We start from the raw sequence: 22569 nt of genomic DNA, 5'->3' as shown, positions 1-22569 counted from the left end.
CAAGCCCTTAAATTGAATACTTAATATTGAAAGAGACAAAATCACGGTCTGCAAAGGTATTGGTTGCACCGCCACCCCAGAATGTGTTGTAACTAAAGTCAAATGACCAAGCATTCTGGTAAGTGAAGTTCATCGTCATACCTAAAGACTTTCTGTCTTCGACAAATAGATACATAGGATCAGGTGTCGTACCATTTACATCATGTGAAAACACAATACGAGGAGAGAAGTTCACGCCAGCAAAAAGGTTATTGTAATCCCCCTTCGCGATTAAACGATAACCCCAAGAAGACGCTGTTGGGAATGGGTTTGTTTCTGGACCGTTCGAAAGTGCCAAATGAAGAAGATCATAACGGGCGCCTTCATCAGTGAACTCTTTGTAACCTTCAATTGAACCACTTCGCCCAGTACCAGCAACATTTAAGCGCAGCTCATCATAGCTTGGCATGTCTTTAATGGTTACGGCACCAACTTCGCCAACAACAGCCCAGCTATCAGCACCTAGCGATGGTCCAAATAAATGCGTTGCCGTAAATTGAAGCTGCATTGAATCTCGTAAAATGTAACCTTGCGCGACTTCACCTGGTCCAACATAACTTTTCTCATCTTTAGCACTTAATTGCGAAAGGCTATTGAAATCAGGACGAATACCAGAATACGCTAATTGTTCAGCCATACCAGCGTAAAGTAACTCTACGTCGTCAATTTGTAGAGGTTCGTCTTGACGATAAGAAAACTCACCTGAGAAAGCAGTTTCACCAATGGCTGTATTAAAACTTAAACCATAAAGCTTGATATCTTCAGGGTATGTAATAGTAGCTTGAGTGAAAGCGTTTAGATTAGTTACATTATTCTCATCAATTGGATTTGCAGCAATATATGCTAAATCTTGTGCGATAGAATCCGCTTCAAAGTTTGATGCTTTACCAGAAATAAGCGGACGGCGGCTATGATAGTTAATGTAGTACAGTGCAAATTCTGTATCATTTAACTCAGGTGCAAACATACCAAGACGAATACCATACTGGCCTGCGTCTTTAGGTTCACTCTTACCGTTTAAGCCCTTGCCTTTCAGCGCAACTTTCGTTGGGTAAGCCATATACATTGACGCAGCAGTTTGACCAACTAATTCAGGCGTTGGCTCTACACCTTGTGCAATTAAAGCCGCAGTTGCATCAGTATAAAGGCTGTTAAGCGACTCAGTTAAATGGTGTAAATCAATATCAGGGTTTGACGTAAAACCTAGCTGTACGTTTTGCATATAACCGTTTTCAGATGCAAAATCGTTTGTAGAGAAATAACTACCCGTTGCAGGCAAACGAGTCTCATGCCACTGGTACTGATAGAAGCCCTCTAGGGTTACATTTTCAGTAATACCTAATGACGCCCAGAACATGCCCACAGGAATAAACGCTTCTTTTAATTCAGAACCAGGCGCTCTTAAACGGTCAATATCCACAGGGTTTACATTAATACCGTGAGAGATGAGTGTACTTTCCCCCCAGTTTACAACTTGTTGACCAAGTCGAACAGAAAGAGGGTTTTGACCATCATTTAGATCAAAGTCAGCCCAAATGAAGGCATCTAATAAACGCACATCAGAGCATACCTGCTCTTTAGTTTGTTTATCAGCACAAGGATCTACTTTTTTACCTGATACTGGATTGGTATAAGCAAAGTCACCATCTTCCATCGCAAAATCTTTAAAATACATAAAGCGCGAGAAAATACCCCAGTTATCTTTAGAGATACTGAAATCGTGAGTACCTTTAATTAGTTGAGAAAAAGTGTCACCAGAATCAAAGTTCAGGTTACCAGCGTCGCCATTATTTGAATAAGCGCCTGGCTGAGCCCAAACTTGAGCAGAGCCATACTTTGTATTACCAAGACCTGCATTGTAACCAGACCAGTCAAACCTTGGGTGGTTACTTTTACCAATATATTGGAAGTCGCGATCTTCCACACGAATACTTTGGCCGTATGAAAAAGTTGAATCGAATGTGATGTCAAAATCACCGACTTGGAAACTTGCAGCTGAAACATTTGCACTTGTTACAGCAACTGTGGCCGCTAAGCCGAGCATTATTTTGTTTGGAACAAAGAGCGCTCTTTTAATCATTATGCGTTCCCCCTATGCGGGTTATTTTAATCAAGTTGTTGTTTTTATATTGAAGTAACATTAGAAGTGAAAGTACAAAAACTCAAATCCACTAAACCAAAAGTTACTATTTTTTTGTTCTGGACACGACTTTACCCTTGGTAAGACGTCTTACCAGATAATTTATAACACGTAATTCTGCTTTATAACAAATCCTATTCTTAAAATTGTCACGATTTAATGTGCTGAACAATAAACTAATAATATTTTATTCTAAATTATTGGGTATTAATCAGCCGAAATTTGAAGTTATTAATAACGATAAAATTTTTGTTTTTAAGACACTTTATCAAGAGAAATAAAGCTATTCTTATCTGTGAGACAGAGTCTAAATCGCCCCCTTATACCAAGGGAGCTGACAAAACGTCTAATATGTGTAGCGGGAAAACGAATGCTTTTACCGCCGTCTTCAATTACTTGTACATACTCGTAATCGCCTCGATAGTAGGCCATGCATTCGTCATAACTTAAAGATAAATAAAAATAGTACTCTATCATTTATGCGTTTAATGCCTTATCCACTTTTTCAAACAAGTCATCACTCAAGTTATCAATACTTGCAATTCGCTGTAGCTGTGCTTTTATCAACTGTTGACGAGTGTGGTCAAAGCGTTTCCATGACATAAAAGGCGTCACCATTCTCGACGCATTCTGTGGATTAATTGCATTTAGCTCTATTAATAAGTCAGCAAGTAGTTCATAGCCCTTTCCATCTATACGATGGAATTGAGCAGGATTACTGAGCGCAAATTGACCAACTAAAGCGCGCACTCGGTTTGGATTTGATTTATCAAAACAAGGGTGATCATATAAAGACTTTATTAAGTCAATCGCGCCATCATTATCTGTAGTCGCCTGAAGTGCAAACCATTTATCCATGACTAAAGCATCATGTCGCCATTGCGCATCGAATTGTGCAATCAACTGTTCCGTAATTTTATGATCGGCATTTTTTACCGCCTTAAGCGCAGCCAATTTCAGTGTCATATTGTCTTGCTGGCTGTTAGCAAGTAACCAACCAGTAACCTCATTATTTTCAATAAGCGCTAAATAATACAGTGCCGTTGCTTTTAAGCTCCTGGCTGCAACCGCACTAGCACTAATCTCACCTGACTCTGAACAACTTTCATAAGCAGCAATCAGTTCTGATTGCAATTGTGTCGCAATTTGAAGTTCGAATTGCTTGTAAATGTGAACCAGCTCAGTGATCGGAACAGGAGAAAACTCAGCACTGACAGTGTCAAAATTAGGTAGTTTGATCAGTTCAGAGATAAGCGCTTTGTCAGTGTCTTCTTCAGTAACAATTGATTTAAGCGCCTTAATTAATGTGTCAGAGATACTAACTGTATCACTACCCGACATTGTCTTCACAGAGTGTTTAATTTCCATCGTGAAAGCACGCTGGGCCGCTTCCCAGCGCGTAAAGTCACTAGAAGCATGCTTCAGAATATGTATCAACTCTTCAGCCTCGTAATCATAGTTCACAACACAAGGGGCAGAAAAGTTTTCTAGTAATACAGGTGTTGGCTTAGATAAGATATTTTCAAAAGTGAATTCTGCGCTCATTTCCTTCAATTCAATAACAGTATCGAGAACTTTACCATTGGAAATAAGGGGTATTGAATTGCCTACTGTATCAAGGAGCTCGATTGCAAAAGGAATATGCAGAGGCTCAGAAATAGGATCATTTTCTGCATGAATCTGATTAAGTTTTAATGTGAAAGTTTGTTGCTCAGCATTATAAGAAGTTTCGACTTGAACCGACGGCGTACCAAACTGACGGTACCAAAGCTTAAATTGCTCTAAACATTTGCCACTGGCATCACTCATTGCAGTAACAAAGTCATCGCACGTGACTGCATGACCGTCGTGACGTGCAAAGTAAAGTTTCATGCCTTTTTGGAAGTTCACTTCACCTAGTAAAGTGTGCATCATTCGAATGACTTCTGCACCCTTGTTATAAACCGTCACAGTATAAAAGTTATTCATCTCAATCACTTTTTCTGGACGTATAGGATGAGCCATCGGGCCGGCATCTTCTGCAAACTGATGTGTTCTCATTGCCATAACTGCGTCGATGCGATTCAGCGCGCGCGAACCAAGATCACTACTAAACTCTTGATCTCTGAATACGGTCAATCCTTCTTTTAAAGATAGCTGAAACCAGTCGCGGCAAGTAACACGGTTGCCAGTCCAATTATGGAAGTACTCGTGGCCAACTATTGATTCGATTGTGTGATAGTCACGATCTGTTGCCGTTTGTTGATTAGCCAAAACACACGCACTGTTGAAGACGTTTAATCCTTTATTTTCCATTGCCCCCATATTGAAGAAATCAACCGCTACGATCATATAGATATCTAGATCGTACTCTAGGTCAAAGCGCTCTTCATCCCACTTCATGGCATTTTTAAGCGATTCCATTGCATGAGGCGTTTTATCTAAATTGCCTTTATCAACAAAAATCTCAAGCGCAACTTCACGACCGCTTCTTGTTACAAAAGTGTCTCTAAGAACATCAAAATCACCGGCTACAAGGGCAAATAAATAACTCGGCTTTTTATGTGGATCTTGCCACTTAGTGAAACAACGTCCATCAGGCAAAGTGCCCTCTTCGATTTTATTGCCATTAGATAACAAGTAAGGAATATCTTTATCAGCAATAATTGTCACTAAGTAATCAGTTAACACGTCGGGTCTATCTAAGAAATATGTGATTTTTCTGAACCCTTCAGCCTCACACTGGGTGCAATAAGCACCATCTGACAGATAAAGGCCCTCTAATGATGTGTTAGTACTAGGAGAAATCGCGTTCTCAATTTCTAGTGTGAATTCATTTGGAAGATTCTTTAGCGTCAATGATGTTTCTGTTTGAACGAAGTCTTCAAATAATTGATCATTCACTTTTACCGAGAATAAGTTTAATTCAACACCATCTAAACAAAGCTCAGAGACAACTTTCGTTGCTGAATAAAAAGCTTTGCTAACTACCTTGGTATCTGTTGGATGTAATTCTACAATTAACTCTAAATTCGTTACTGTATGAGAAGGTGCTTGATAATCTTTTAAATACTTAGCTTGAGGCTGGCTTGACATGTCGAATTCCTTAAAAGAATTAGCCCTTAAAAAGGGCTAATCATTACACATGAATTATGCTTGTTCTTTGTCTAACGATTTTGGCTCAATTTTTAAAATCTTAATGCCTATATATGCATAGATAATTGCCAAGAAAGGATTAATTAAGTTAAAGAACGCATAAACTGCGTAGTCGAGTGGATTTATCATTAATACACTTTGCATGTACGCACCACATGTATTCCATGGGATTAATGGACTAGTAATTGTACCACCGTCTTCGAGTGTTCTTGATAAGTTCACACTTTTCAATCCACGTTTTTTGTATTCTTCTTTAAACATACGTCCAGGTACAACAATGGCGATGTATTGATCAGCGGCAATTAAATTCGTACCGAAACAAGTTGCAATCGTTGAAGCTATCAAAGAACCAGTACTTCGTGCCACTCTTAAAATACTTCTTACAAACACTTCCAGCAGGCCTGTCTTTTCCATAATGGCACCAAACATTAAAGCTGTCATGACCAACCATGTCGTTGTCAGCATGCCAGCCATACCGCCACCACTTAATAAGTCATCCATGGTGTTATCACCTGTTTGAATTGCGAAACCATCATAGAATGTCGCCCAAACAAGTTTAAAGTAACCAACTAATTGCCCTTGAGATACATCAACTTGCGTTGCTAGTAGATCTGATTGAAAGATAAGTGCCCAAACAGCCCCGATCACTGCGCCGATTGAAATTGCCGGAAAGGCTGGCATTTTTTTATAAGCTAAAACTAGCAAGACAATTAAAGGAACCAGCATCATAGGATTAATATTGAAGTTGGCATTTAAAATTGAAACAATGTCATCAATTCGACCAATATCACTTGATACATCTGCACTGAACCCCATGATGACAAAGATGATCATTGCAATCACAAAGCTTGGTACCGTCGTCCAAAGCATATGTTGAATATGCTCAAAAAGGTCACTTCCAGCAACGGCTGGTGCTAAATTTGTTGTCTCAGATAGTGGGCTTAATTTATCACCAAAATATGCGCCTGAGATCACCGCCCCAGCTGTGACAACTTGATCTAAGCCAAGGCCTGTTGCAACACCAAGTAAAGCAACACCTATGGTGGCAGCAGTCGTCCATGAAGAGCCGATACTCATAGCCACAATGCCACAAATTAGACAACTCGCTGCATAGAACCATTGCGGACTGATTATTTGTAAACCGTAATAGATTAATGTCGGAACAGTACCTGACAGCAACCACGTACCAATTAAAGCACCAACCATTAGTAGGATTAATATAGCGCCCAAAGATAAGGTGATGCCTTTGATCATTGCCTCTTCTAATAAACGCCATGTGTAGCCATTTTTTAAACCAACAAGGGCAGCTGTAAATGTGGCAAAAAGAAGCGCAATTTGATTAGGGCCTGATGAAGAGTTATCACCATACAGATACACTGCAGAGCCTAATAAACAGACTAATACAAAGATTGGTATAAATGCATCAAGAAATGATGCTTGCTTTTGTTGTTTCAACTGGGTTCTCCCGGCAAGGTGGACCTTGCTCTAATTAATATTCAAAAGGCTCAAGGCCGTTTTTATTTTTATACCATTTACACGATTGAATATTTGCTAAAGCACTGACATCTTCTCAGTGTTTTAGCAAAAGCTCAGTTTTTCGTGTGGAAGCCATACCAATCTTTTTAATTGAGTGCTCTATTTTTAAGACTGGTCTTACTTACAGTAATCTTCTTTTATGAAAAAATTACGTACTTATTCCAATAATAACAAAACATATTGCTTAGAGTAATAAAAAAGGCGCCTAAGCGCCTTTTTTAAATAGGTTCATACTTAATTCTGAAGATTGTTCTTAGCTAATCGCCCATATCTGATTAAATCTTGAGTGATCAGAGCCGCCTCTTCTAAATAAGGGTCTAACTCAGAGATCACATCAGGCACATCATCTAAATCTTTCACAGGTTCCAAACCAAGACGTTTTAGCCTTTCATTGGTTCTCGCCAATGAACGCTGTTCTGATTCTTCTCTGTCTTTTAATCTTTGTGATTCAACTAAAGAAATAAAGTTTTTATCTTTTTCTTCGTTATAACGGGCGATATCAGCCAATACATAATTAAATTCAGGCTCTTGTGCCACACGTAATGAATGCTTTTCATTTAGGTATGTTACAAGCGGGTTTAAGTTATCTAAACTCTTATATTTCGCTTGCTTAATCTTATCCCAAGGTAGTGCATTGTCCTCTTGACTCTCACCCCACTCATCAGGATCAATCGCTGAGGGTAATAAAATGTCAGGTACGACACCTTTATGTTGCGTACTACCGCCGTTAATACGATAAAACTTTGCAATTGTGTAAGTCACGCTACCTAGGGCATTACTGAATAAGTCATAGTTTTTTGCAAGTGGTCGGTGCTGCTGGACTGTACCTTTACCAAAAGTTTGCTCACCAATTACAATACCACGACCGTAATCTTGAATAGCTGCCGCAAAAATTTCTGATGCCGATGCACTATATCTATCTACAAGAACAGTGATTGGACCATCATAAAAAGTAATGCCGTCACGGTCTTTTTGTGCTTCTACTCTATTGTAAGCTGTATGAATTTGAACAACTGGCCCTTGGTCGATGAATAAACCAGTCAGTTGCGTGGCTTCGTATAACGAACCACCACCATTTTGACGAAGGTCAATCACAATACCATCAACGTTTTGTTCTTTTAATTTTGTTAGCTCGACCTTAACGTCTTTAGATAAGTTATTATAGAAACTAGGGATCTCAATCACACCAATTTTTGATGTTAAATCTGAGTACTTAGCTTCGAATACGTTGGATTTCGCAGCACGGTCTTCAAGCTTAATTTTGTCGCGAACAATTTCGACAATTTTTGGCGTGCCATGGGTATCTGAGCCTTTTAAATACTGAAGACGAACTTTAGTACCTTTAGGACCTTTAATCAGATCTACAACGTTATCTAAACGCCAGCCGATAACATCGATAAATTCTTCACCCTCTTGTGCCACACCAACAATTTTATCATCTGGTTTTATCTTTTCAGACTTGTCCGCCGGACCACCTGGTACAAGTGAACGAATAACCGTATAGTCTTCATCATAACCAAGTACTGCGCCAATGCCTTCTAACTCAAGATCCATATCCATCTTGAATTGTTCAGCTCTACGAGGCGATAAGTAGGATGTATGTGCCTCAATGCTTCGCGCAAACGCATTCATCACGACTTGGAATGCATCTTCACTGTCTGTTTGGCTTAAACGTTTTAACGCATTGTTGTAACGTTTAGTCAGTAATTCTTTAATTTCAGGCCACGTTTTGCCTGTCAATTTTAAACGTAACGCATCAGATTTTACGCGTTGACGCCAATACTCATTCAACTCGTCTTGTGTTTTAGCAAACTCAGCTTCTTCTCTGTCATAGTAAAATGCATCTTCTTTATCAAAAGTCATTTCTTTGTCTAACAACGATATGGCGTATTGAAAGCGCTCAAAACGGCGTTGTAAACTTAAGTTGAATAAGTCATAAGCAAAATCAAGTTTGCCTGACATAAGGGCATCGTCAAATTGTTTTTTGTTCGCTTCAAAACGCGCAATATCAGATTGCAAAAAGATAGACTTACTGAAATCTAAAGATTCAACATATCTATCAAAAATTTGCTCTGACAGCGCGTCATTGAAGCTAAATCGCTTGTAATGCTGACGAGTAAATAAGTTAGTCACCCTTTTACTTGCTGTTGTATGCTGAGCCTCTTGCTTTAATACGGGGATATCCTTCGCTGTAACAGCATCAACTGCAGCAAAAGAAGCACTAGAGATGAGTGCAGCGACAACGGGAATGAGCGAAAACTTTTTACTCATACACTACTCCTTAAACGATAAATAAGCTGTCAGCTTTTGTTTTAACTTGCATACCAGTTACTAGTTCAACATGAACTTCGTCTTTGTTTACTTCAGTAATGGTCGCATTAACAAGGGCCTGACCAAGTTTAACTTTTACTTTGTTATTAACCTTGACTTCAGAAGCTGGCAAAGGTTCAACTTTTCCTGAGCTACGTTTTGCTTGTTGAGCTGCAGGCTTCTTATTAACTCTAGCGCCTTTGTCGTTAGAACGTGACTGACCATGCGGTTTCTTTTTGTAAGATTTTGTGTCACCGTCTTGTTGACGAGGACGCTGAGGCTTTTTGCGCTTGGCCATTTTCGCACGGCTTTCTTCAAGTGCTTTTTGAGCATGTTCAATGTGCTCTTGTTCCACTTTTTCAGCATCATTGCCATCAAGGTCAACGCGGAATTCGTTTTTAGTGACGGCTTCCAAATAACGCCAGTTAGAAGTGTACTTGCGAAGCGCTTGACGAACTTGCGTTTTACTTACAACTTCTGAGCCTTCAATACGCTCTGCAACGTCTTTAAAAATACCAACTTTTAACGGTTTGATGCCGTCTTTTTTCTTGAAGCAGTTAGGAAATTCTTTAAATAAGAACTCCAGTACTTCATTAATGTCTTTTAGCTTGTTTGTGGTTTCCATGTTTAACCTATTTGTTATACCTGTTCATCTAGTGATGAATGAATATAGTGAGTAACCCAATCTGTTAACTCTTCAAATTCAGCCTCAATCAGCGCTAAATCACCACGAAGATGTTCCCAGATGCCGTTAATCAAGTTGTCGATTGTTTCACAATCTAAATCATCAGGTAGCATATCCCATGCAAAATGAATTAATTCATTTAAGGTTTCAGCTACCTGCTCTTCTTCCCCTTCCCAATCACCAACATCATGAATGGCAAAAAGATAATCTTGTACATTTAAAAGGTCTTTCACTAAAGTGTGGCCTCAAAAATCTTCACAATTTGTTCAAGACCAGCTTGGTCATCTAAATCAAAGCGAGCATGCAGTGGGCTATCAATATCTAATACGCCAAATACTTCACCGTTTTTGAAAACAGGCACTACAATTTCAGAGTTTGACGCAGCATCACAGGCGATATGACCTGCAAAAGCGTGCACATCTTCAACAAGTTGAGTGCTTTTCGAATGTGCTGCAGTACCACATACCCCTTTTCCAACCGGAATTCGGATACATGCAGGGTTACCTTGGAAAGGCCCTAACACTAACTCATCAGGCGTATCAATTAAGTAGAAACCTGCCCAGTTAACGTCATCTAACGATGTAAAAAGCAAAGCACTGAGATTTGCCATGTTTGCGATTGCGTTTTTTTCGTCGCTGATCAAACCTTCGGCCTGTTTGGCCAAAGATTGATAGAAGTCTGTTTTTTGCATTCGACTCATCAAAATAAAATGTTCAAATGCTTAAGGTACTCTTTAGCGTTAAGAATTAAAACCTTTTCAGCAGAAAAACTGTTAATAAACTGAAAAACAGAGCATTAATTGGTTAGTTTTCAGGCGGCGCGTTAATTAAAGCGCCTTAAGCCATATAAAAACAGACCTGAAGCAAGTGCAGCCATCACTGTGTTGACTAAAAATACCATACCTGCTGAAGCTGAGAATAAGAAACTAAATAAGGCTCCGCCAAGCATCCCTAGAGTCAAGACACCTGAATATTGAACTTTATTATATTTATACATGAGCATATAACCAGGCACAACGAGTAACGCCATAGAAAGACCGACAATATGCGCATTAGCAATGGCACTCATCAACAAAGAAAAAAACATTTTTGCCCCACCGCTTTCTACACTCAATGCGTAATATACCCCTAACGTTGTCCCTACAATTACAGGAGCCAGTAGTGACATTGCCACACTTTTAGCTAATTGCTGTTTCATACATTCTCTGCCTTCTTTTTATTGTATCAATTAGAGAGTGTATGAAAACGTACAAATAACCAGTGGACTTTAGTCGAAGCTCTATTTAAGTGAGTGAATGAAAGGCAAAAAAAAAGCCGCTAGATTATAGCGGCTTACTTATTCTATGAATAAGTGGCGGAGAGATAGGGATTTGAACCCTAGATACGCTATTAACGTATGCCGGTTTTCAAGACCGGTGCTTTCAACCACTCAGCCATCTCTCCGAAGTCGGAACTTTTCGATTACTCAAAAAGTCAAAATTAGTGGCGGAGAGATAGGGATTTGAACCCTAGATACGCTATTAACGTATGCCGGTTTTCAAGACCGGTGCTTTCAACCACTCAGCCATCTCTCCGCAGCGGGGCGAATGATAGGGAAAGCTGAGCCAGTTGTGAAGCTTTTTTTTCAACTTTTTGTTTAACCGAGCAAAAAAAGGACATAACGTTCGTTATTTCAGCGAAAATGGTCATTCAATATATCGAAATCAGGTTTTTATTGTGTTTTACCCAAAAAAAACCGATCGGGTATTTGATTAACTATATTTGCCCACATTTATAAGACTTGATACTCTTAGGTAGTTCATTTATCGGAACATTTGTTTCATTTAAGGAGTTTAACCATGGCATTCAATCATTCGTACGGCGCCGCTAAACCGGTAATGTCGACAATTGAAACGAACAAGGTTTTAAAAAATACTTATTTCCTACTAGCTATGACACTGGCATTTAGTGCAGTGACTGCCGCTATTTCAATGACAATGGCATTACCACGCTTCACTGGCCTGGTTTGCTCGTTGATTGGTTTTGGTTTGATCTTCGTAATTCAGAAAAAAGCCAACTCATCATCAGCAATCGGTCTAGTGTTCCTTTTCACTGGTATTATGGGTTTTGGTTTAGGTCCTCTACTTGCTCACTACGCAGCAATGCCGAATGGCGGCCTACTTATTACTCAAGCGCTAGGTTCTACAGCACTGATTTTCTTCGGTCTTTCAGCGTACGCGTTAACAACTAAAAAAGACTTCTCATTCATGGGCGGTTTTTTAACAGTTGGTTTAATCGTGGTTGTAATCTCAAGCCTAGTAAACCTTTTCATTGGTAGTTCAGTTGCGTTTATGGCTATTAACGCTGCTGTTGTATTGCTGATGTCAGGTATGATTTTATTTGATACTAGCCGTATCATTAACGGAGGCGAAACAAACTATGTAATGGCGACGGTAAGTCTTTACCTAAACATCTACAACCTGTTCGTATCACTACTTCAACTTCTTGGCATGTCAAATGATGACTAAGTCATAAGTTTTGTTAAAATAAGCCCCATCTGGGGCTTTTTTTATGAGAAAAATTTGCGTAATTTCGTCTTGTCACTGCATTCTGGTGTTGATGATCACCACAATGTATTCCTTTTAAAACGGTTTGTTGTTGCTGCTTTACAAGCAGGTCATCAGATTGATTGTATTTTCTTGTACCAAGATGGTGTGTATCACGCCAACCAAAATATACAACTTGCTAGTGACGAGTTTCCTCTCGTAGAGACTTGGCAATCGCTACATGCTCTAAACATTCCTATTTTACTGTGTGTAACAGCTGCAGAAAAACGAGGCATTGATATAGATAACACGGGTAGTTTTAAAGTCGCAGGTCTGGCTGAGTTTTCAATGTTGGCAGCAAAAGCTGATAAATGGGTGCAATTCAAATGAAGAATATTTTAGTCATCAGCTATAAAGCCCCTTTCTATAAAATGCATATTCGCGAATCATTGGATACGTGCTTAATTTTCGCTGCCATTGAGCAAAACATCAGTTGGCTATTTAAAGATGATGCTGTTTTAGCTTTAAAAGCTGGCTATAACCTCTCAAATTCAGGTTTAAAAGATTTTTTTAAAACCCTTAAGACGCTTGAAATCTATGATGTTGAACAAGTCTATGTGTGTGCTGAAAGCCTTAAAAAGTATGCGATGACTTCCGATAATTTAAGTATCGAGGTCACCCCACTCTCTTTAAAAGAACAGCAATCACTAATTACTAAGCAAGATCATACGGTGGTTTTATCATGAGTACTGTTCATATTTTTTCAAAACCATTCAGTTCATATAGCGCTACGACAATTGAGCTGACAAAGAATGGAGCTAACCCGCTTTTATTAACAGGTGATGCTTGCTTTGATTGGCGCGCGTTTACGTCACTACAAGTGAAGAATATATATTTATTAAAAACATGTGTTGAGCTTCGAAATATTGAAACTTCAGACGCTGTTAACTTAGTTGACGACTCAACTTGGGTCGAGCTAATCACCACCAACAACACAGTAAATTGGTAATATGATCGAATTTAATAACACCCAAATAGAGACCGATAAGCAAGGTTACTTACTTGACCATACACAGTGGTGCGAATCATTAGCGCCTATTATTGCTGCGGAAGAAAATATCGAGCTATCAGAAGCACATTGGGAAGTTGTGCGTTTTGTCAGAGACTTTTATGAAGAGTACAACACCAGCCCTGCAATCCGTATGCTCGTGAAAGCAATGGCCAAAGCGCTTGGTGAAGATAAAGGCAATAGTATGTATTTATATAAACTATTTCCAAAAGGTCCAGCTAAACAGGCGACAAAAATAGCTGGTCTACCAAAACCTGCGCGGTGTATTTAAGCATCTAACCAAAATTTAGTTATAAAAAAGGGCTGATTATCAGCCCTTTCTCATTTTTTAGACCTTACTTAGTATATGCTCGTGGCATATCTGAAGGCGTATTGTAACGGTCACGTAACTTGTCATGGCGTGAATCATTTGTATTCACTTTTTCGCCGTTGATCCACATTGATTCAATACTTGTGCTGAATTCAAATGGATCTGCGCTCCAAAGTACTAAATCAGCGCGTTGACCTTTAGCTACTTTACCTGCATTCAGACCAAATACATCTGCAATATTGCTTGTTACTGCTTTTAATGCACCGTCATGGCTCATGCCATTTGCAACAGCAATACCCGCATCAAAACGGAGCTGATAGACATTGTGGCTTGAGTCTGAACCCACTGCTAAAAGAACTTTAACACCCGCTTTTTCAAGCTCACCCGCCGTTTCAAGACTTGCGTGAAGCGAATCAAAGTCACTAGGTAAATTGCTAACAGCGCTTAAGATAACCGGCGTTTTGCTTTCAGAGATCTGAGTTTTTACCAAAGGCGCATCTTCAGCATTCCAAAGTACTAGGTTTAAGCCAAACTGCTTTTTAACCTTTAACAACTCTAAAATGTCTGATGCACGAGATACTTTAGTAATAACAGGTAGCTCGCCTTTAAGAACTTTTGTTAAAACCTGCTCTTCTTTACTAGGTTCGTCTTTCTTATCCTTTTTTTTGTCTTTCTTAGCTAATTTCTTTTGTTGACCTTCAAGTTTGTCAACTAGCTGCTTTAGAGACACTGCTCGAGAACCACTGCTCTTTGCACCTAAGCGCACAATCAAGGCTGTCTCTGTAGCTGTAACACTTTCAAAGTCACCGCTTAGATCTGTAACAAAGCTTAAACCTGAGAAAATGCTCTCACCACCATGTGGTACAACTACATTTTGTGTTAGACCACCTTTACGCGCATAAGGAATTAACGAAGAGCGAGGGTTGAATGCTGTGCTTGCATCAAACATTGCACTCGCTTTTTTGTCATAACCATCGTTTGAACGTGAAACAGCACCCACTTCAACGAGACCCACCTGATTCATTGAACCAATGAAACCCGGTGTTAAGATTTTGTCTTGCGCATCGATTGTTACGTCTGCTGATACTGATGATGGATTAATCGCAATGATTTTACCGTTTTCAATTAGTACTGTGGCGTCTTTAAGTACACCTTTATCAGTCATAGTATGAACTGTGGCATTCGTAATTGCCGTAACTTGTGCAAATGCTGCAGAGCTCGCAAGTAAAGCACCCGTTACCAAAGATAAATTAAACTTTTTCATGCTTTACTCCTATCGCTGACCTAACATAAAGTCACTGACTGCTTGATACTTTTCGTCGTTACGGTCATATACTTTTGCACCATCAACGTAAACTTCTTGAGCTTTACTGTATACGCTGAACGGGTTTTTATCCCAAATTACAACATCAGCTTGTTTGCCCGCTTCAAGTGAACCTGTTTTATCTGCAACACCTAGTGATTTAGCTGCATTGTAAGTGATCCACTTAATGGCGTGTTCTTCAGTTAGGTTGAAGCCATTTTGGTTTGCTGTGTACATGATTTTTGCAGCTTCCTGGTTTAGACGCTGAATTGTCGTATCTGAATCTGAATGAACAACCGCACATGAGTTCTTAACTGCATCAACAATAGCTACGTTTTCTTGAACCATGTCATACGCTTCCATCTTGAAGCCCCACCAGTCTGGCCAAAGCGCCGCACAGTTACCATTTTCAGCGAGTAAGTCAGCGACTTTATATGCTTCAATACCGTGGTGGAAAGTACCAGCGTGATAACCAAACTCTTTAGATAGGTCGATCATCATCGCCATTTCTTCTGCTTTATAACAGTGGTTATGAATTAGGATTTCACCGTCTAATACACCACGTAACGTATCGTACTTAATATCACGTTCTGGTGCTGTTGGGTTCAAACCTGCTTTATAAGCTGCTTCATATTGTTCCCAAGCCGCTTTATATTCAGTAGCTTCGATCCAAGCTTGACGGTAGCCGGCCATGTTACCCATACGTGTATATGGCGCAACACCTTTACGACCATAAACACGTTTCGGGTTTTCACCACATGCCATTTTTAGACCGTAAGGTGCTTCAGGAAATTTCATTGCTTGCATGGTATGTGCTGGCACATTTTTAAGTGTTACTGCACGACCACCAAATAAGTTAGCTGAACCAGGTAAGATTTGAAGCGTGGTGATACCGCCTTCACGCGCACGGTTGAAACCAGGATCTTGCGGCCATACCGAGTGCTCAACCCACACTTCAGCAGTGTTTGGGCTGATCATTTCATTACCGTCTTGGTGTGACTCAACAGACGGGCTTGGATATGCACCAAGATGTGAGTGAACATCTATGATACCTGGTGTTACCCATTTACCAGCTGCATCTACTGTAGTATCAGCTTGAACAGCTAAGTCTTTACCTACTTGTTGAATTTTACCGTCAACAATATATACGTCAGCACTTTCTAAACGCTCACCCGTACCGGTAAGTACAGTGGCATCAGTAATTAACACTGATTTATTAGACACTGGCTTATAAGTACTCGGATATGGATTTTTTTCGATTGATACAAACTCTTTTTGCGGGCCTTTATCCTGACATCCAGATAAAGCTGCAGCAAGTGCAAGTACAACCGTTGACATTGCAAATTTTTGCATAAGGTTATCTCAGTTTGTTGTTTTAGTTTGTCATTAATAGGTTACGACGTGTAGAGCTGTCACTGCAATGATTTACGACGAAATATTACATTTTTACGCCACATACCAAGCTTATACCAATCCTCTTAATTAAGTGATCTATTTTGAGGCAAATAAAACTTGTCGATAGCAAGGCGGAAATTTTGCTTTTTAGTTGTTCTAAATAAGAGATTTTCAACGATGCTAGCGTCAGTATTAGTCCCTCAAAATGATTAAGTATTATTTAGGGTTGGTATTACAAAAAAGGTTTAAATAATCAGTTGTAAGAATTACCGAAAAGTATGTCGCAAATGACACATTTTGCCATTTACCGTTGCAAATAAATACTTTCAGATAATATAAGGTACAAATTATGAAAACAGGCTGTTAACAATGAAATATCTACAATTTTTTCCAGTGTTTAATTTACATTTCAGGAATATAAAACCCAAATAAAACAAAATCTTAAAAAGCTCGAAATATAAAACACATTTCATTACATTCTGTCGATTTTGTTTTACAGCATTCTGTTTAAGAACAGGCAATACTTACCCTGTATCTCATAAACACATGGAGCAAAATGATGAATACATTAACAACACTTGGTGCAACTTTAATTTTAGCAACATCAACATTTGTAGCGACTAATGCAAATGCAACCGAATTTACAGCTGCTGACAATTCAATTGGCACTCAACTATGCATGGCAATTGCGAAAGACAACAAACTAGCGCTATCAAAAAAAATGAAAGATGTACACATTAAGAAGCACTCACTAGTTAACAAGCTGACCTGTAATGATTTAAGCGTCGCTAACTTTACTGCAACTTATGATTTAAATAATAGTGCTAAAATTCTCAACCTAGATTTGAATACAGTCACAACCATTCGAGATTTAGCTGCTAAACGTGATCAGAAAGTTCTTGTTGTTGCTGGTTCAAGATAACTGCAGGTTTGGTTTATATGCTTTACGAACAAAATGCGTCAAAATCTTTTAGTTGACGCATTCTATTTTCTAACCCAATAACGCAGCCACTAAACCGAACAAGCCGCCAAATACACCGCCCCAAACAACTAACCAACCCAAATGAGTTCTGATCATATTTTGAATAATGTCTTTCACCATCACAGGGGTTAATTCAGCAAGCCTACCATCAACTGCTTTTTCAATGGTGGAAAATATTTTATCTGAGCCGCCATGGCTAAATAGTTCATCTTTTAATAACAGCTTAAATTTTTCTTCTTCGGTAATTTCTATGATCGCCCCTTGCATCTTTTCAGTGAATGGCTCGCGCATAGGCTCTAAGGCTTCTTTTCCACCAAACATACCTAACATTGGACCAAATTGAGATCCTTCAATCACAGTGACTAACTTATCAAAAGCCGGGCTTAAATCTACTTTTTCAATAACAGGTTTGAGATCTACGTCACCTTGACTTTCTAATACCGATTCTATTTTTTCTTTGGTAAAGAATTGTTCCAAAATGAGTGAGCGTATAGATGCTTTAAATTCTTTAAACTTTAGCGTGATCACACCGCTGCCATATAAAAATGGGACTTTTTCAAACAACATATGGATTGCAATAAGGTTTGTCATTGCACCAGACAAAGCAAATATACCAACTGAAAATAAAATCGGTTGAGGGTAAAAGTAACCAATAAAAACCAGTAGACATGCAATTATGTTTGTAATGTAGCTCTTATTCATTTGTCCTCCCATGCTAAGGACACGAATTGTAACTATGCTTTTGCGCAAAATACAGATTCAATCACAAATATCATGGATATTTTTGTTTGCTTTTATTGAGTTATTTGAAATTTAAACCATAGTTTTAGTATTCAAATCGAAAAAGCTGAGCTGTCTTATGTGGCAATGTGTTAAACAACAAGTTTCCGCGGCCATTCATACCTCTTTTGAATTAACCCAAAAACAAGCAATTACTACACACTCTGCTTTCAAGCACTACAAGATTTCTGATGATAACTACTGCTTTTTAGTCAAAGTTGCCCCAATAGAACAAATTGAACTTTTCGAAGCTGAAAAGCACGCCAGAGATACACTCACCAGAGATTCTGATTTCATCATTGCAGACACAATTACACTTGGTACTTCAAAAGAGTTTGCATTCATTGTATTAGAGTTTCTTGAAGATTTAACATCTCACGATAATTGGTACCTATGCGGGCAAACCTTAGCAAAAATGCACATTAAGTGTGAGCAAGAAATGTTTGGCTCAGATAAAGATAACTACGTTATTGACCAACCTCAGCCCAATCAGTGGCATAAAAAATGGCACATATTCTTTGGTGAAGAACGCCTTGGCTGGCAACTGCAACTCTTATCAGAGCAAGGAATAAAACTGGTCGATATTGATGAATTTGTACATATCATAAAACCCCATATCCCCCATCACATTACACCTTCTTTACTGCATGGTCACTTTTGGAAAGGAAATATTCGTTTCTATCATGGTAGGCCCATGTTGCTTGATCCCGCTTGTTATTACGGTGATAAGCTTGTTGATATTGCAACAGCCGAACTGTTCGCTACATTGCCTGATGAGTTTTATGCTGGGTATCAGTCAATCTCTGCGATAAATTTATCGCCTATCTTGAAAGATATTTACCAACTCTACCCACTTCTAGTGTTAGCTAACCGTTTCTCTGGAGATTATATAAATCAATCGAAAGAAAAAATAAAACACATACTTGAACAGTTTTAAATTATACATCTTTTGACAACAATGTAATTCTCATGACAGCTGCTATATTTAAATTACATTCTTTGATTTATGGAGGCTTCCATGAAGTCTTTATATCAACAACGTATTAGCTGTCCACATTGTGGCCATCATGTATTTGTCAGTTTAGATGCTAGCGAGGGCGATCAAGATATGTATGAAGATTGTGCTGCGTGTTGCAACCCCATTCACTTGAATATGCATATTGACTATGCACAAAATAAATTAGAGCTACATGTAGATAGCGATGACGAACAGATCTTTTAGATCTGTTCGCATAAACCATTATTGAATATGCTTTTGCATATACTTTTCTACTGTATTTACTATTGTGTAGGTTTGCTGATCAACCTCAATATTAAGTTTATCGCCTACTTGTGCAAGTCCAAGGTTGGTGATCGACAAGGTTTCTGGGATTAAGTGTAGCCAGAACCCGGTGTCAGTCATTTCTCCCACCGTCAAACTTGCACCATTAATACAGACAAAGCCCTTATACACTATGTATTTCAACCACGCTTTAGGTAAATCAAGCAAGATTTTGCAGTTATTGCCACTCACAACAATATCTTCAATTTCAGCCGTACAGTGAATATGACCTGAAACGATATGGCCGCCGAGTTCAGTGCCAAATGTTACCGAGCGTTCTAAGTTTACAAACATGCCACGTTTTAACTCGCCAAGATTGGTGAGCTTCAGCGTTTCTTCAATCACATCAAAAGTCGCTTGCCCAACCACATCTTGCGGGTTTAATTCATAACTTACGACGGTTAAACAACATCCATTGATTGCAATACTTGCTCCTAAATCAAGGTGCTGTAAGTATTCAGAACCAACTGACAACACCAGTCTGAGCACACCACCATCAAGGTTTGTCGAAATTACACTCGCTTTTGTTTGAATAATGCCTGTAAACATGAATACTCCTCTATCGTAATAAGGCAATCATACAGGAACGAAACAACTGCAGTAAGCGATCATTTAAGTTATTTATCTCTTTTATTAGCTTATGATTTATTACCAGATTAGAATCAGGTTTTTTACAATCATACATTATGAAATTTAGTCTTTGGGAAGCCAAACGCCTTCTACAACTTGCCTTACCTGTATTTTTTGCACAGATCATTCTTGTCTTGATGTCTGTGGTAGACACTATGATGGCTGGTCAAGTTAGTGCCAATGACCTCGCGGCTTTGTCGATCGCAACTGGGGTATTAAACCCGGTTATCTTTTCATTACAAGGAATCTTATTGGCATTGACCAGCGTGGTTGCCCACTGTCATGGCGCCAAAGACACAAAAGGAATAAAGCACTACTTTCAACAAAGCTTATTTTTAGTTGCCATATTAAGTGCATTGGTCTTTCTGCTCCCTCTCATAACGCCATATATCTTTTCAAAGCTTGGGGCGAAAGCTGAAATTATTAACACCTCGCAAGCCTATATTGAGTATGTTAAATGGGGTGTGCTTGGTTTTTTGGTGTTTAACGTTTATCGAAACGTCTCAGAAGGTATCGGGCTGACTAAAGTCACTTTTTATATCAGCATCATCGGGCTGTTGGTAAACATAGTAGCTAACTATATTTTTATATACGGAAAGTTAGGCATGCCGGCGATGGGGGCAGCTGGCTGTGGCGTGGCGACAAGTTTAGTGGCATGTGCGATGGCGTTGAGCCAAATTATTTATAGTTTCAATAGCAAAAAACTGAAAGGCCATTGGCTGGTTAGCCGCTTTGAAAAACCAAACTTAAAGTCCATGTTTTACCTCACTAAGCTTGGTTTTCCAATTTCGATGGCGACCTTTTTTGAAGTCACTTTATTTGCATGTATTCCACTGTTTATTGCTGATTTAGGTGCCATTATGGTATCTGGACACCAGATTGCCGCGAGTGTCACAGCCGTTTTATTTATGATGCCTTTAAGCCTCTCTATGGCCATTGCGATCCGTATAGGTAACCTTTCAGGCCAACAAGCATACACACAACTTAAAACGGCCATTTTTACGAGTTTTTGCTTAGCTGCAATGATCGCTTTCTTTGTCGCACTCGTTACATTTATATTCAGAGAGCCAGTTACATACTTGTATACTCAAAACGAACAAGTTGCTCAGTTGGCAATGGGGATCATCATCTTAGCTTGTTTTTATCAGTTACCAGATGCCCTTCAAGTTGCAGCCAGCGGTGTACTCAGAGGCCTAAAACATACTCAGCCTATCATGGGTATCACTTTTGTCTCTTATTGGTTGATTGGCTTCGCTTTAGGATATGTGCTGGCAAAAACAAATTGGCTGGTTGCACCTATGGGTGCGAAAGGGTTTTGGATTGGCATTATCCTCGGTTTATCTGTTGCCGCCTGTTTACTTTTACTTAGTGTGAGGTCTCGTCTTGCAAAAATGGTTACTGATTAGTAGTTTGCTTATTCTGTCAGCGTGTACTGAGCAGGCTGTTGATATAAATGATGATTACAAAGCGCGCTTAAATACCGTATTAGGGAATGCTCCTGACAAGCCGGTATTAAAAAATATCCAAGTGCCTGTTGTATCACAGCTTGAATCGCAGTTTCAAATTTCTATACTCGAACTCGGTTCATTGGGACACTGTAAGCTTTCTAACTTAGTTGCAAAAAGAAATAATCAGCTTGGTAAAACGCAAGTTGCCAGTGAGCGGCTAAAGTATCAGATTCAGTTCATTAAATTTGCCAATGAATGTTTAAATGACCCCCTTACCAATGATGAATCGCTAAAAGCAACACTTAAAAGCGCAGCTATAGAAAAGCAGCAAAACCTAATGAGCGAGTTTAATTATATGCTTTTTAATGAAGTTGAATTAAAAGGTTTATTGCAACTTACTAGCGACTTGCTTCCTACAGACAGTAATCAATACAGTAGTGCTAGTGCTTTTGAAGCGTTAGATAACCTTCTGAATATACGCAAACAAATAGCCAGCGAAAAAATCGACTCTATCGATGTATCGTCAATCACTACATCGTTAGAAAAGTTGCACCAAAATCGATTTATTAGACAGCTTTTATCAAGTGCCCAGTTGCAAATTGCCTACAACCAACAATTGACTGCTTGGATTTCCGGTTTTAATTATATGAATTCTGTGTGTAGAGAAGGGAAAAGTAAGAAAGAGGCCCAAATCCTAAATACGATTTTCAACAAATTTTATTTAAATAAAATTCAGGGGTATCAAGCCGACTTAACAGGTCTACTAGAAAAGACCTCTCCTATGTTGTTTGAATTGTGGCAAGCACATCCTGAACTGGCACAGCTAATTGATGTTGAAAGTAAGAACTCGTTACTTAACCAGTTAAAACAAACAAGCAAAGAGCACGTTATATGGTGGCAAAATTTTTATAAAGCATGTGACATTAGAACTTTATGAACAAAAAAACTGCAATTAAACAAAA

The 22569-nt window shown here is 39.0% G+C and carries 23 protein-coding genes and 2 tRNA genes; 10 read left to right on the top strand and 15 right to left on the bottom strand.

Annotated elements, in window-relative coordinates; genetic code table 11:
* Positions 1–7: 7 nt before the first annotated feature.
* The 11 genes from ACGHEH_RS09140 to ACGHEH_RS09090 form a co-directional block, all read right to left on the bottom strand.
* The gene (locus ACGHEH_RS09140; protein ID WP_390444315.1) at positions 8–2119 is read right to left on the bottom strand and encodes a DUF1302 domain-containing protein; all 2112 of its coding nucleotides are present in this window, start codon (positions 2117–2119) and stop codon (positions 8–10) included.
* A 315-nt stretch (positions 2120–2434) separates the two neighbouring features.
* Positions 2435–2656, bottom strand: a complete 222-nt coding sequence (locus ACGHEH_RS09135; RefSeq protein WP_390444312.1) for a DUF2835 domain-containing protein — start codon at positions 2654–2656, stop codon at positions 2435–2437.
* Positions 2657–5254, bottom strand: a complete 2598-nt coding sequence (pepN, locus tag ACGHEH_RS09130) for an aminopeptidase N (RefSeq protein ID WP_390444310.1) — start codon at positions 5252–5254, stop codon at positions 2657–2659.
* A 54-nt stretch (positions 5255–5308) separates the two neighbouring features.
* Positions 5309–6769: a Na+/H+ antiporter NhaC gene (nhaC, locus tag ACGHEH_RS09125; protein WP_390444307.1), complete on the bottom strand. Its 1461-nt coding sequence runs from the start codon at positions 6767–6769 to the stop codon at positions 5309–5311.
* Positions 6770–7084: 315 nt separating this feature from the next.
* The gene (gene prc / locus ACGHEH_RS09120) at positions 7085–9121 is read right to left on the bottom strand and encodes a carboxy terminal-processing peptidase (protein WP_390444304.1); all 2037 of its coding nucleotides are present in this window, start codon (positions 9119–9121) and stop codon (positions 7085–7087) included.
* 10 nt (positions 9122–9131) lie between these two features.
* Positions 9132–9785 (bottom strand): RNA chaperone ProQ, encoded by a 654-nt coding sequence (proQ, locus tag ACGHEH_RS09115; protein ID WP_138478556.1) that lies wholly within the window; start codon positions 9783–9785, stop codon positions 9132–9134.
* Positions 9786–9799: 14 nt separating this feature from the next.
* Complete coding sequence (locus ACGHEH_RS09110) at positions 9800–10078, bottom strand: hypothetical protein (protein WP_130253618.1); 279 nt, start codon at positions 10076–10078, stop codon at positions 9800–9802.
* Complete coding sequence (locus ACGHEH_RS09105; protein ID WP_138568362.1) at positions 10078–10536, bottom strand: GAF domain-containing protein; 459 nt, start codon at positions 10534–10536, stop codon at positions 10078–10080. Before ACGHEH_RS09105 ends, ACGHEH_RS09110 begins: the two co-directional genes overlap by 1 nt.
* Before the next feature lie 131 nt (positions 10537–10667).
* Positions 10668–11042, bottom strand: coding sequence for a hypothetical protein (locus ACGHEH_RS09100; RefSeq protein ID WP_058029961.1), 375 nt, complete (start codon positions 11040–11042; stop codon positions 10668–10670).
* A 154-nt stretch (positions 11043–11196) separates the two neighbouring features.
* Positions 11197–11287, bottom strand: a tRNA-Ser gene (locus ACGHEH_RS09095).
* A 40-nt stretch (positions 11288–11327) separates the two neighbouring features.
* Positions 11328–11418: transfer RNA gene (locus tag ACGHEH_RS09090), tRNA-Ser, on the bottom strand.
* A 264-nt stretch (positions 11419–11682) separates the two neighbouring features.
* Here ACGHEH_RS09090 and ACGHEH_RS09085 point away from each other — a divergent pair.
* The 5 genes from ACGHEH_RS09085 to ACGHEH_RS09065 are packed head-to-tail and all read left to right on the top strand — an operon-like array spanning position 11683 to position 13709.
* A complete protein-coding gene (locus ACGHEH_RS09085; protein ID WP_058029962.1) occupies positions 11683–12351 on the top strand; it encodes a Bax inhibitor-1/YccA family protein in 669 nt (222 codons plus the stop codon).
* Between the two features lie 54 nt (positions 12352–12405).
* Positions 12406–12759, top strand: coding sequence for a sulfurtransferase complex subunit TusD (gene tusD / locus ACGHEH_RS09080; RefSeq protein WP_390444299.1), 354 nt, complete (start codon positions 12406–12408; stop codon positions 12757–12759).
* On the top strand, positions 12756–13115 hold the full coding sequence (gene tusC / locus ACGHEH_RS09075) for a sulfurtransferase complex subunit TusC (RefSeq protein WP_390444296.1): 360 nt from the start codon (positions 12756–12758) through the stop codon (positions 13113–13115). Before tusD ends, tusC begins: the two co-directional genes overlap by 4 nt.
* Complete coding sequence (locus tag ACGHEH_RS09070) at positions 13112–13378, top strand: hypothetical protein (protein ID WP_390444293.1); 267 nt, start codon at positions 13112–13114, stop codon at positions 13376–13378. The genes tusC and ACGHEH_RS09070 overlap by 4 nt, the downstream gene beginning before the upstream one ends.
* Position 13379: 1 nt before the next feature.
* The gene (locus tag ACGHEH_RS09065; protein WP_349286500.1) at positions 13380–13709 is read left to right on the top strand and encodes a TusE/DsrC/DsvC family sulfur relay protein; all 330 of its coding nucleotides are present in this window, start codon (positions 13380–13382) and stop codon (positions 13707–13709) included.
* Positions 13710–13773: 64 nt separating this feature from the next.
* Here the strand turns inward: ACGHEH_RS09065 and ACGHEH_RS09060 are convergent, their stop codons facing one another.
* Together ACGHEH_RS09060 and ACGHEH_RS09055 are read right to left on the bottom strand one after the other, a co-directional pair.
* Entirely contained in the window at positions 13774–15012 is a 1239-nt protein-coding gene (locus tag ACGHEH_RS09060; protein ID WP_390444290.1) for an amidohydrolase family protein, read from the bottom strand.
* 9 nt (positions 15013–15021) lie between these two features.
* The gene (locus ACGHEH_RS09055; protein ID WP_138478542.1) at positions 15022–16404 is read right to left on the bottom strand and encodes an amidohydrolase; all 1383 of its coding nucleotides are present in this window, start codon (positions 16402–16404) and stop codon (positions 15022–15024) included.
* Positions 16405–17002: 598 nt separating this feature from the next.
* Here ACGHEH_RS09055 and ACGHEH_RS09050 point away from each other — a divergent pair.
* Positions 17003–17368 (top strand): DUF3718 domain-containing protein, encoded by a 366-nt coding sequence (locus ACGHEH_RS09050; protein WP_390444286.1) that lies wholly within the window; start codon positions 17003–17005, stop codon positions 17366–17368.
* A 69-nt stretch (positions 17369–17437) separates the two neighbouring features.
* Here the strand turns inward: ACGHEH_RS09050 and ACGHEH_RS09045 are convergent, their stop codons facing one another.
* Entirely contained in the window at positions 17438–18130 is a 693-nt protein-coding gene (locus tag ACGHEH_RS09045) for a DUF445 domain-containing protein (RefSeq protein WP_390444283.1), read from the bottom strand.
* 157 nt (positions 18131–18287) lie between these two features.
* Between ACGHEH_RS09045 and ACGHEH_RS09040 the strand changes: the two genes are divergently transcribed.
* Both ACGHEH_RS09040 and ACGHEH_RS09035 read left to right on the top strand, forming a co-directional pair.
* Entirely contained in the window at positions 18288–19145 is an 858-nt protein-coding gene (locus ACGHEH_RS09040) for a fructosamine kinase family protein (protein ID WP_390444280.1), read from the top strand.
* Between the two features lie 81 nt (positions 19146–19226).
* Entirely contained in the window at positions 19227–19430 is a 204-nt protein-coding gene (locus ACGHEH_RS09035; protein WP_138478534.1) for a CPXCG motif-containing cysteine-rich protein, read from the top strand.
* Positions 19431–19448: 18 nt separating this feature from the next.
* On the opposite strand, the gene ACGHEH_RS09030 is transcribed toward ACGHEH_RS09035, so the two are convergent.
* Entirely contained in the window at positions 19449–20078 is a 630-nt protein-coding gene (locus tag ACGHEH_RS09030; protein WP_390444277.1) for a riboflavin synthase subunit alpha, read from the bottom strand.
* A gap of 137 nt (positions 20079–20215) precedes the next feature.
* On the opposite strand from ACGHEH_RS09030, the gene ACGHEH_RS09025 reads away from it, so the two are divergent.
* Positions 20216–21565, top strand: coding sequence for an MATE family efflux transporter (locus ACGHEH_RS09025; RefSeq protein WP_390444275.1), 1350 nt, complete (start codon positions 20216–20218; stop codon positions 21563–21565).
* The gene (locus tag ACGHEH_RS09020; RefSeq protein ID WP_390444272.1) at positions 21543–22544 is read left to right on the top strand and encodes a DUF3080 family protein; all 1002 of its coding nucleotides are present in this window, start codon (positions 21543–21545) and stop codon (positions 22542–22544) included. The genes ACGHEH_RS09025 and ACGHEH_RS09020 overlap by 23 nt, the downstream gene beginning before the upstream one ends.
* Positions 22545–22569 lie beyond the last annotated feature (25 nt).

Origin of the sequence: Pseudoalteromonas sp. MTN2-4 (genome assembly GCF_042848605.1) — a bacterium.
In the GTDB taxonomy this organism is placed as follows: domain Bacteria; phylum Pseudomonadota; class Gammaproteobacteria; order Enterobacterales; family Alteromonadaceae; genus Pseudoalteromonas.
This window is presented reverse-complemented; position numbering and strand designations above follow the sequence as displayed.

Bases quoted from the DNA above. Each gene is read 5' to 3' on its own strand.
- ACGHEH_RS09030 (WP_390444277.1), bottom strand. From the start codon at position 20,078: ATGTTTACAGGCATTATTCAAACAAAAGCGAGTGTAATTTCGACAAAC.
- ACGHEH_RS09040 (WP_390444280.1), top strand. From the start codon at position 18,288: ATGTGGCAATGTGTTAAACAACAAGTTTCCGCGGCCATTCATACCTCT.
- ACGHEH_RS09060 (WP_390444290.1), bottom strand. From the start codon at position 15,012: ATGAAAAAGTTTAATTTATCTTTGGTAACGGGTGCTTTACTTGCGAGC.
- ACGHEH_RS09070 (WP_390444293.1), top strand. From the start codon at position 13,112: ATGAGTACTGTTCATATTTTTTCAAAACCATTCAGTTCATATAGCGCT.
- ACGHEH_RS09085 (WP_058029962.1), top strand. From the start codon at position 11,683: ATGGCATTCAATCATTCGTACGGCGCCGCTAAACCGGTAATGTCGACA.
- ACGHEH_RS09135 (WP_390444312.1), bottom strand. From the start codon at position 2,656: ATGATAGAGTACTATTTTTATTTATCTTTAAGTTATGACGAATGCATG.
- proQ (WP_138478556.1), bottom strand. From the start codon at position 9,785: ATGGAAACCACAAACAAGCTAAAAGACATTAATGAAGTACTGGAGTTC.
- ACGHEH_RS09105 (WP_138568362.1), bottom strand. From the start codon at position 10,536: ATGCAAAAAACAGACTTCTATCAATCTTTGGCCAAACAGGCCGAAGGT.
- ACGHEH_RS09045 (WP_390444283.1), bottom strand. From the start codon at position 18,130: ATGAATAAGAGCTACATTACAAACATAATTGCATGTCTACTGGTTTTT.
- ACGHEH_RS09035 (WP_138478534.1), top strand. From the start codon at position 19,227: ATGAAGTCTTTATATCAACAACGTATTAGCTGTCCACATTGTGGCCAT.
- ACGHEH_RS09100 (WP_058029961.1), bottom strand. From the start codon at position 11,042: ATGAAACAGCAATTAGCTAAAAGTGTGGCAATGTCACTACTGGCTCCT.
- prc (WP_390444304.1), bottom strand. From the start codon at position 9,121: ATGAGTAAAAAGTTTTCGCTCATTCCCGTTGTCGCTGCACTCATCTCT.
- ACGHEH_RS09055 (WP_138478542.1), bottom strand. From the start codon at position 16,404: ATGCAAAAATTTGCAATGTCAACGGTTGTACTTGCACTTGCTGCAGCT.
- ACGHEH_RS09140 (WP_390444315.1), bottom strand. From the start codon at position 2,119: ATGATTAAAAGAGCGCTCTTTGTTCCAAACAAAATAATGCTCGGCTTA.
- tusC (WP_390444296.1), top strand. From the start codon at position 12,756: ATGAAGAATATTTTAGTCATCAGCTATAAAGCCCCTTTCTATAAAATG.
- ACGHEH_RS09025 (WP_390444275.1), top strand. From the start codon at position 20,216: ATGAAATTTAGTCTTTGGGAAGCCAAACGCCTTCTACAACTTGCCTTA.
- pepN (WP_390444310.1), bottom strand. From the start codon at position 5,254: ATGTCAAGCCAGCCTCAAGCTAAGTATTTAAAAGATTATCAAGCACCT.
- ACGHEH_RS09065 (WP_349286500.1), top strand. From the start codon at position 13,380: ATGATCGAATTTAATAACACCCAAATAGAGACCGATAAGCAAGGTTAC.
- ACGHEH_RS09050 (WP_390444286.1), top strand. From the start codon at position 17,003: ATGATGAATACATTAACAACACTTGGTGCAACTTTAATTTTAGCAACA.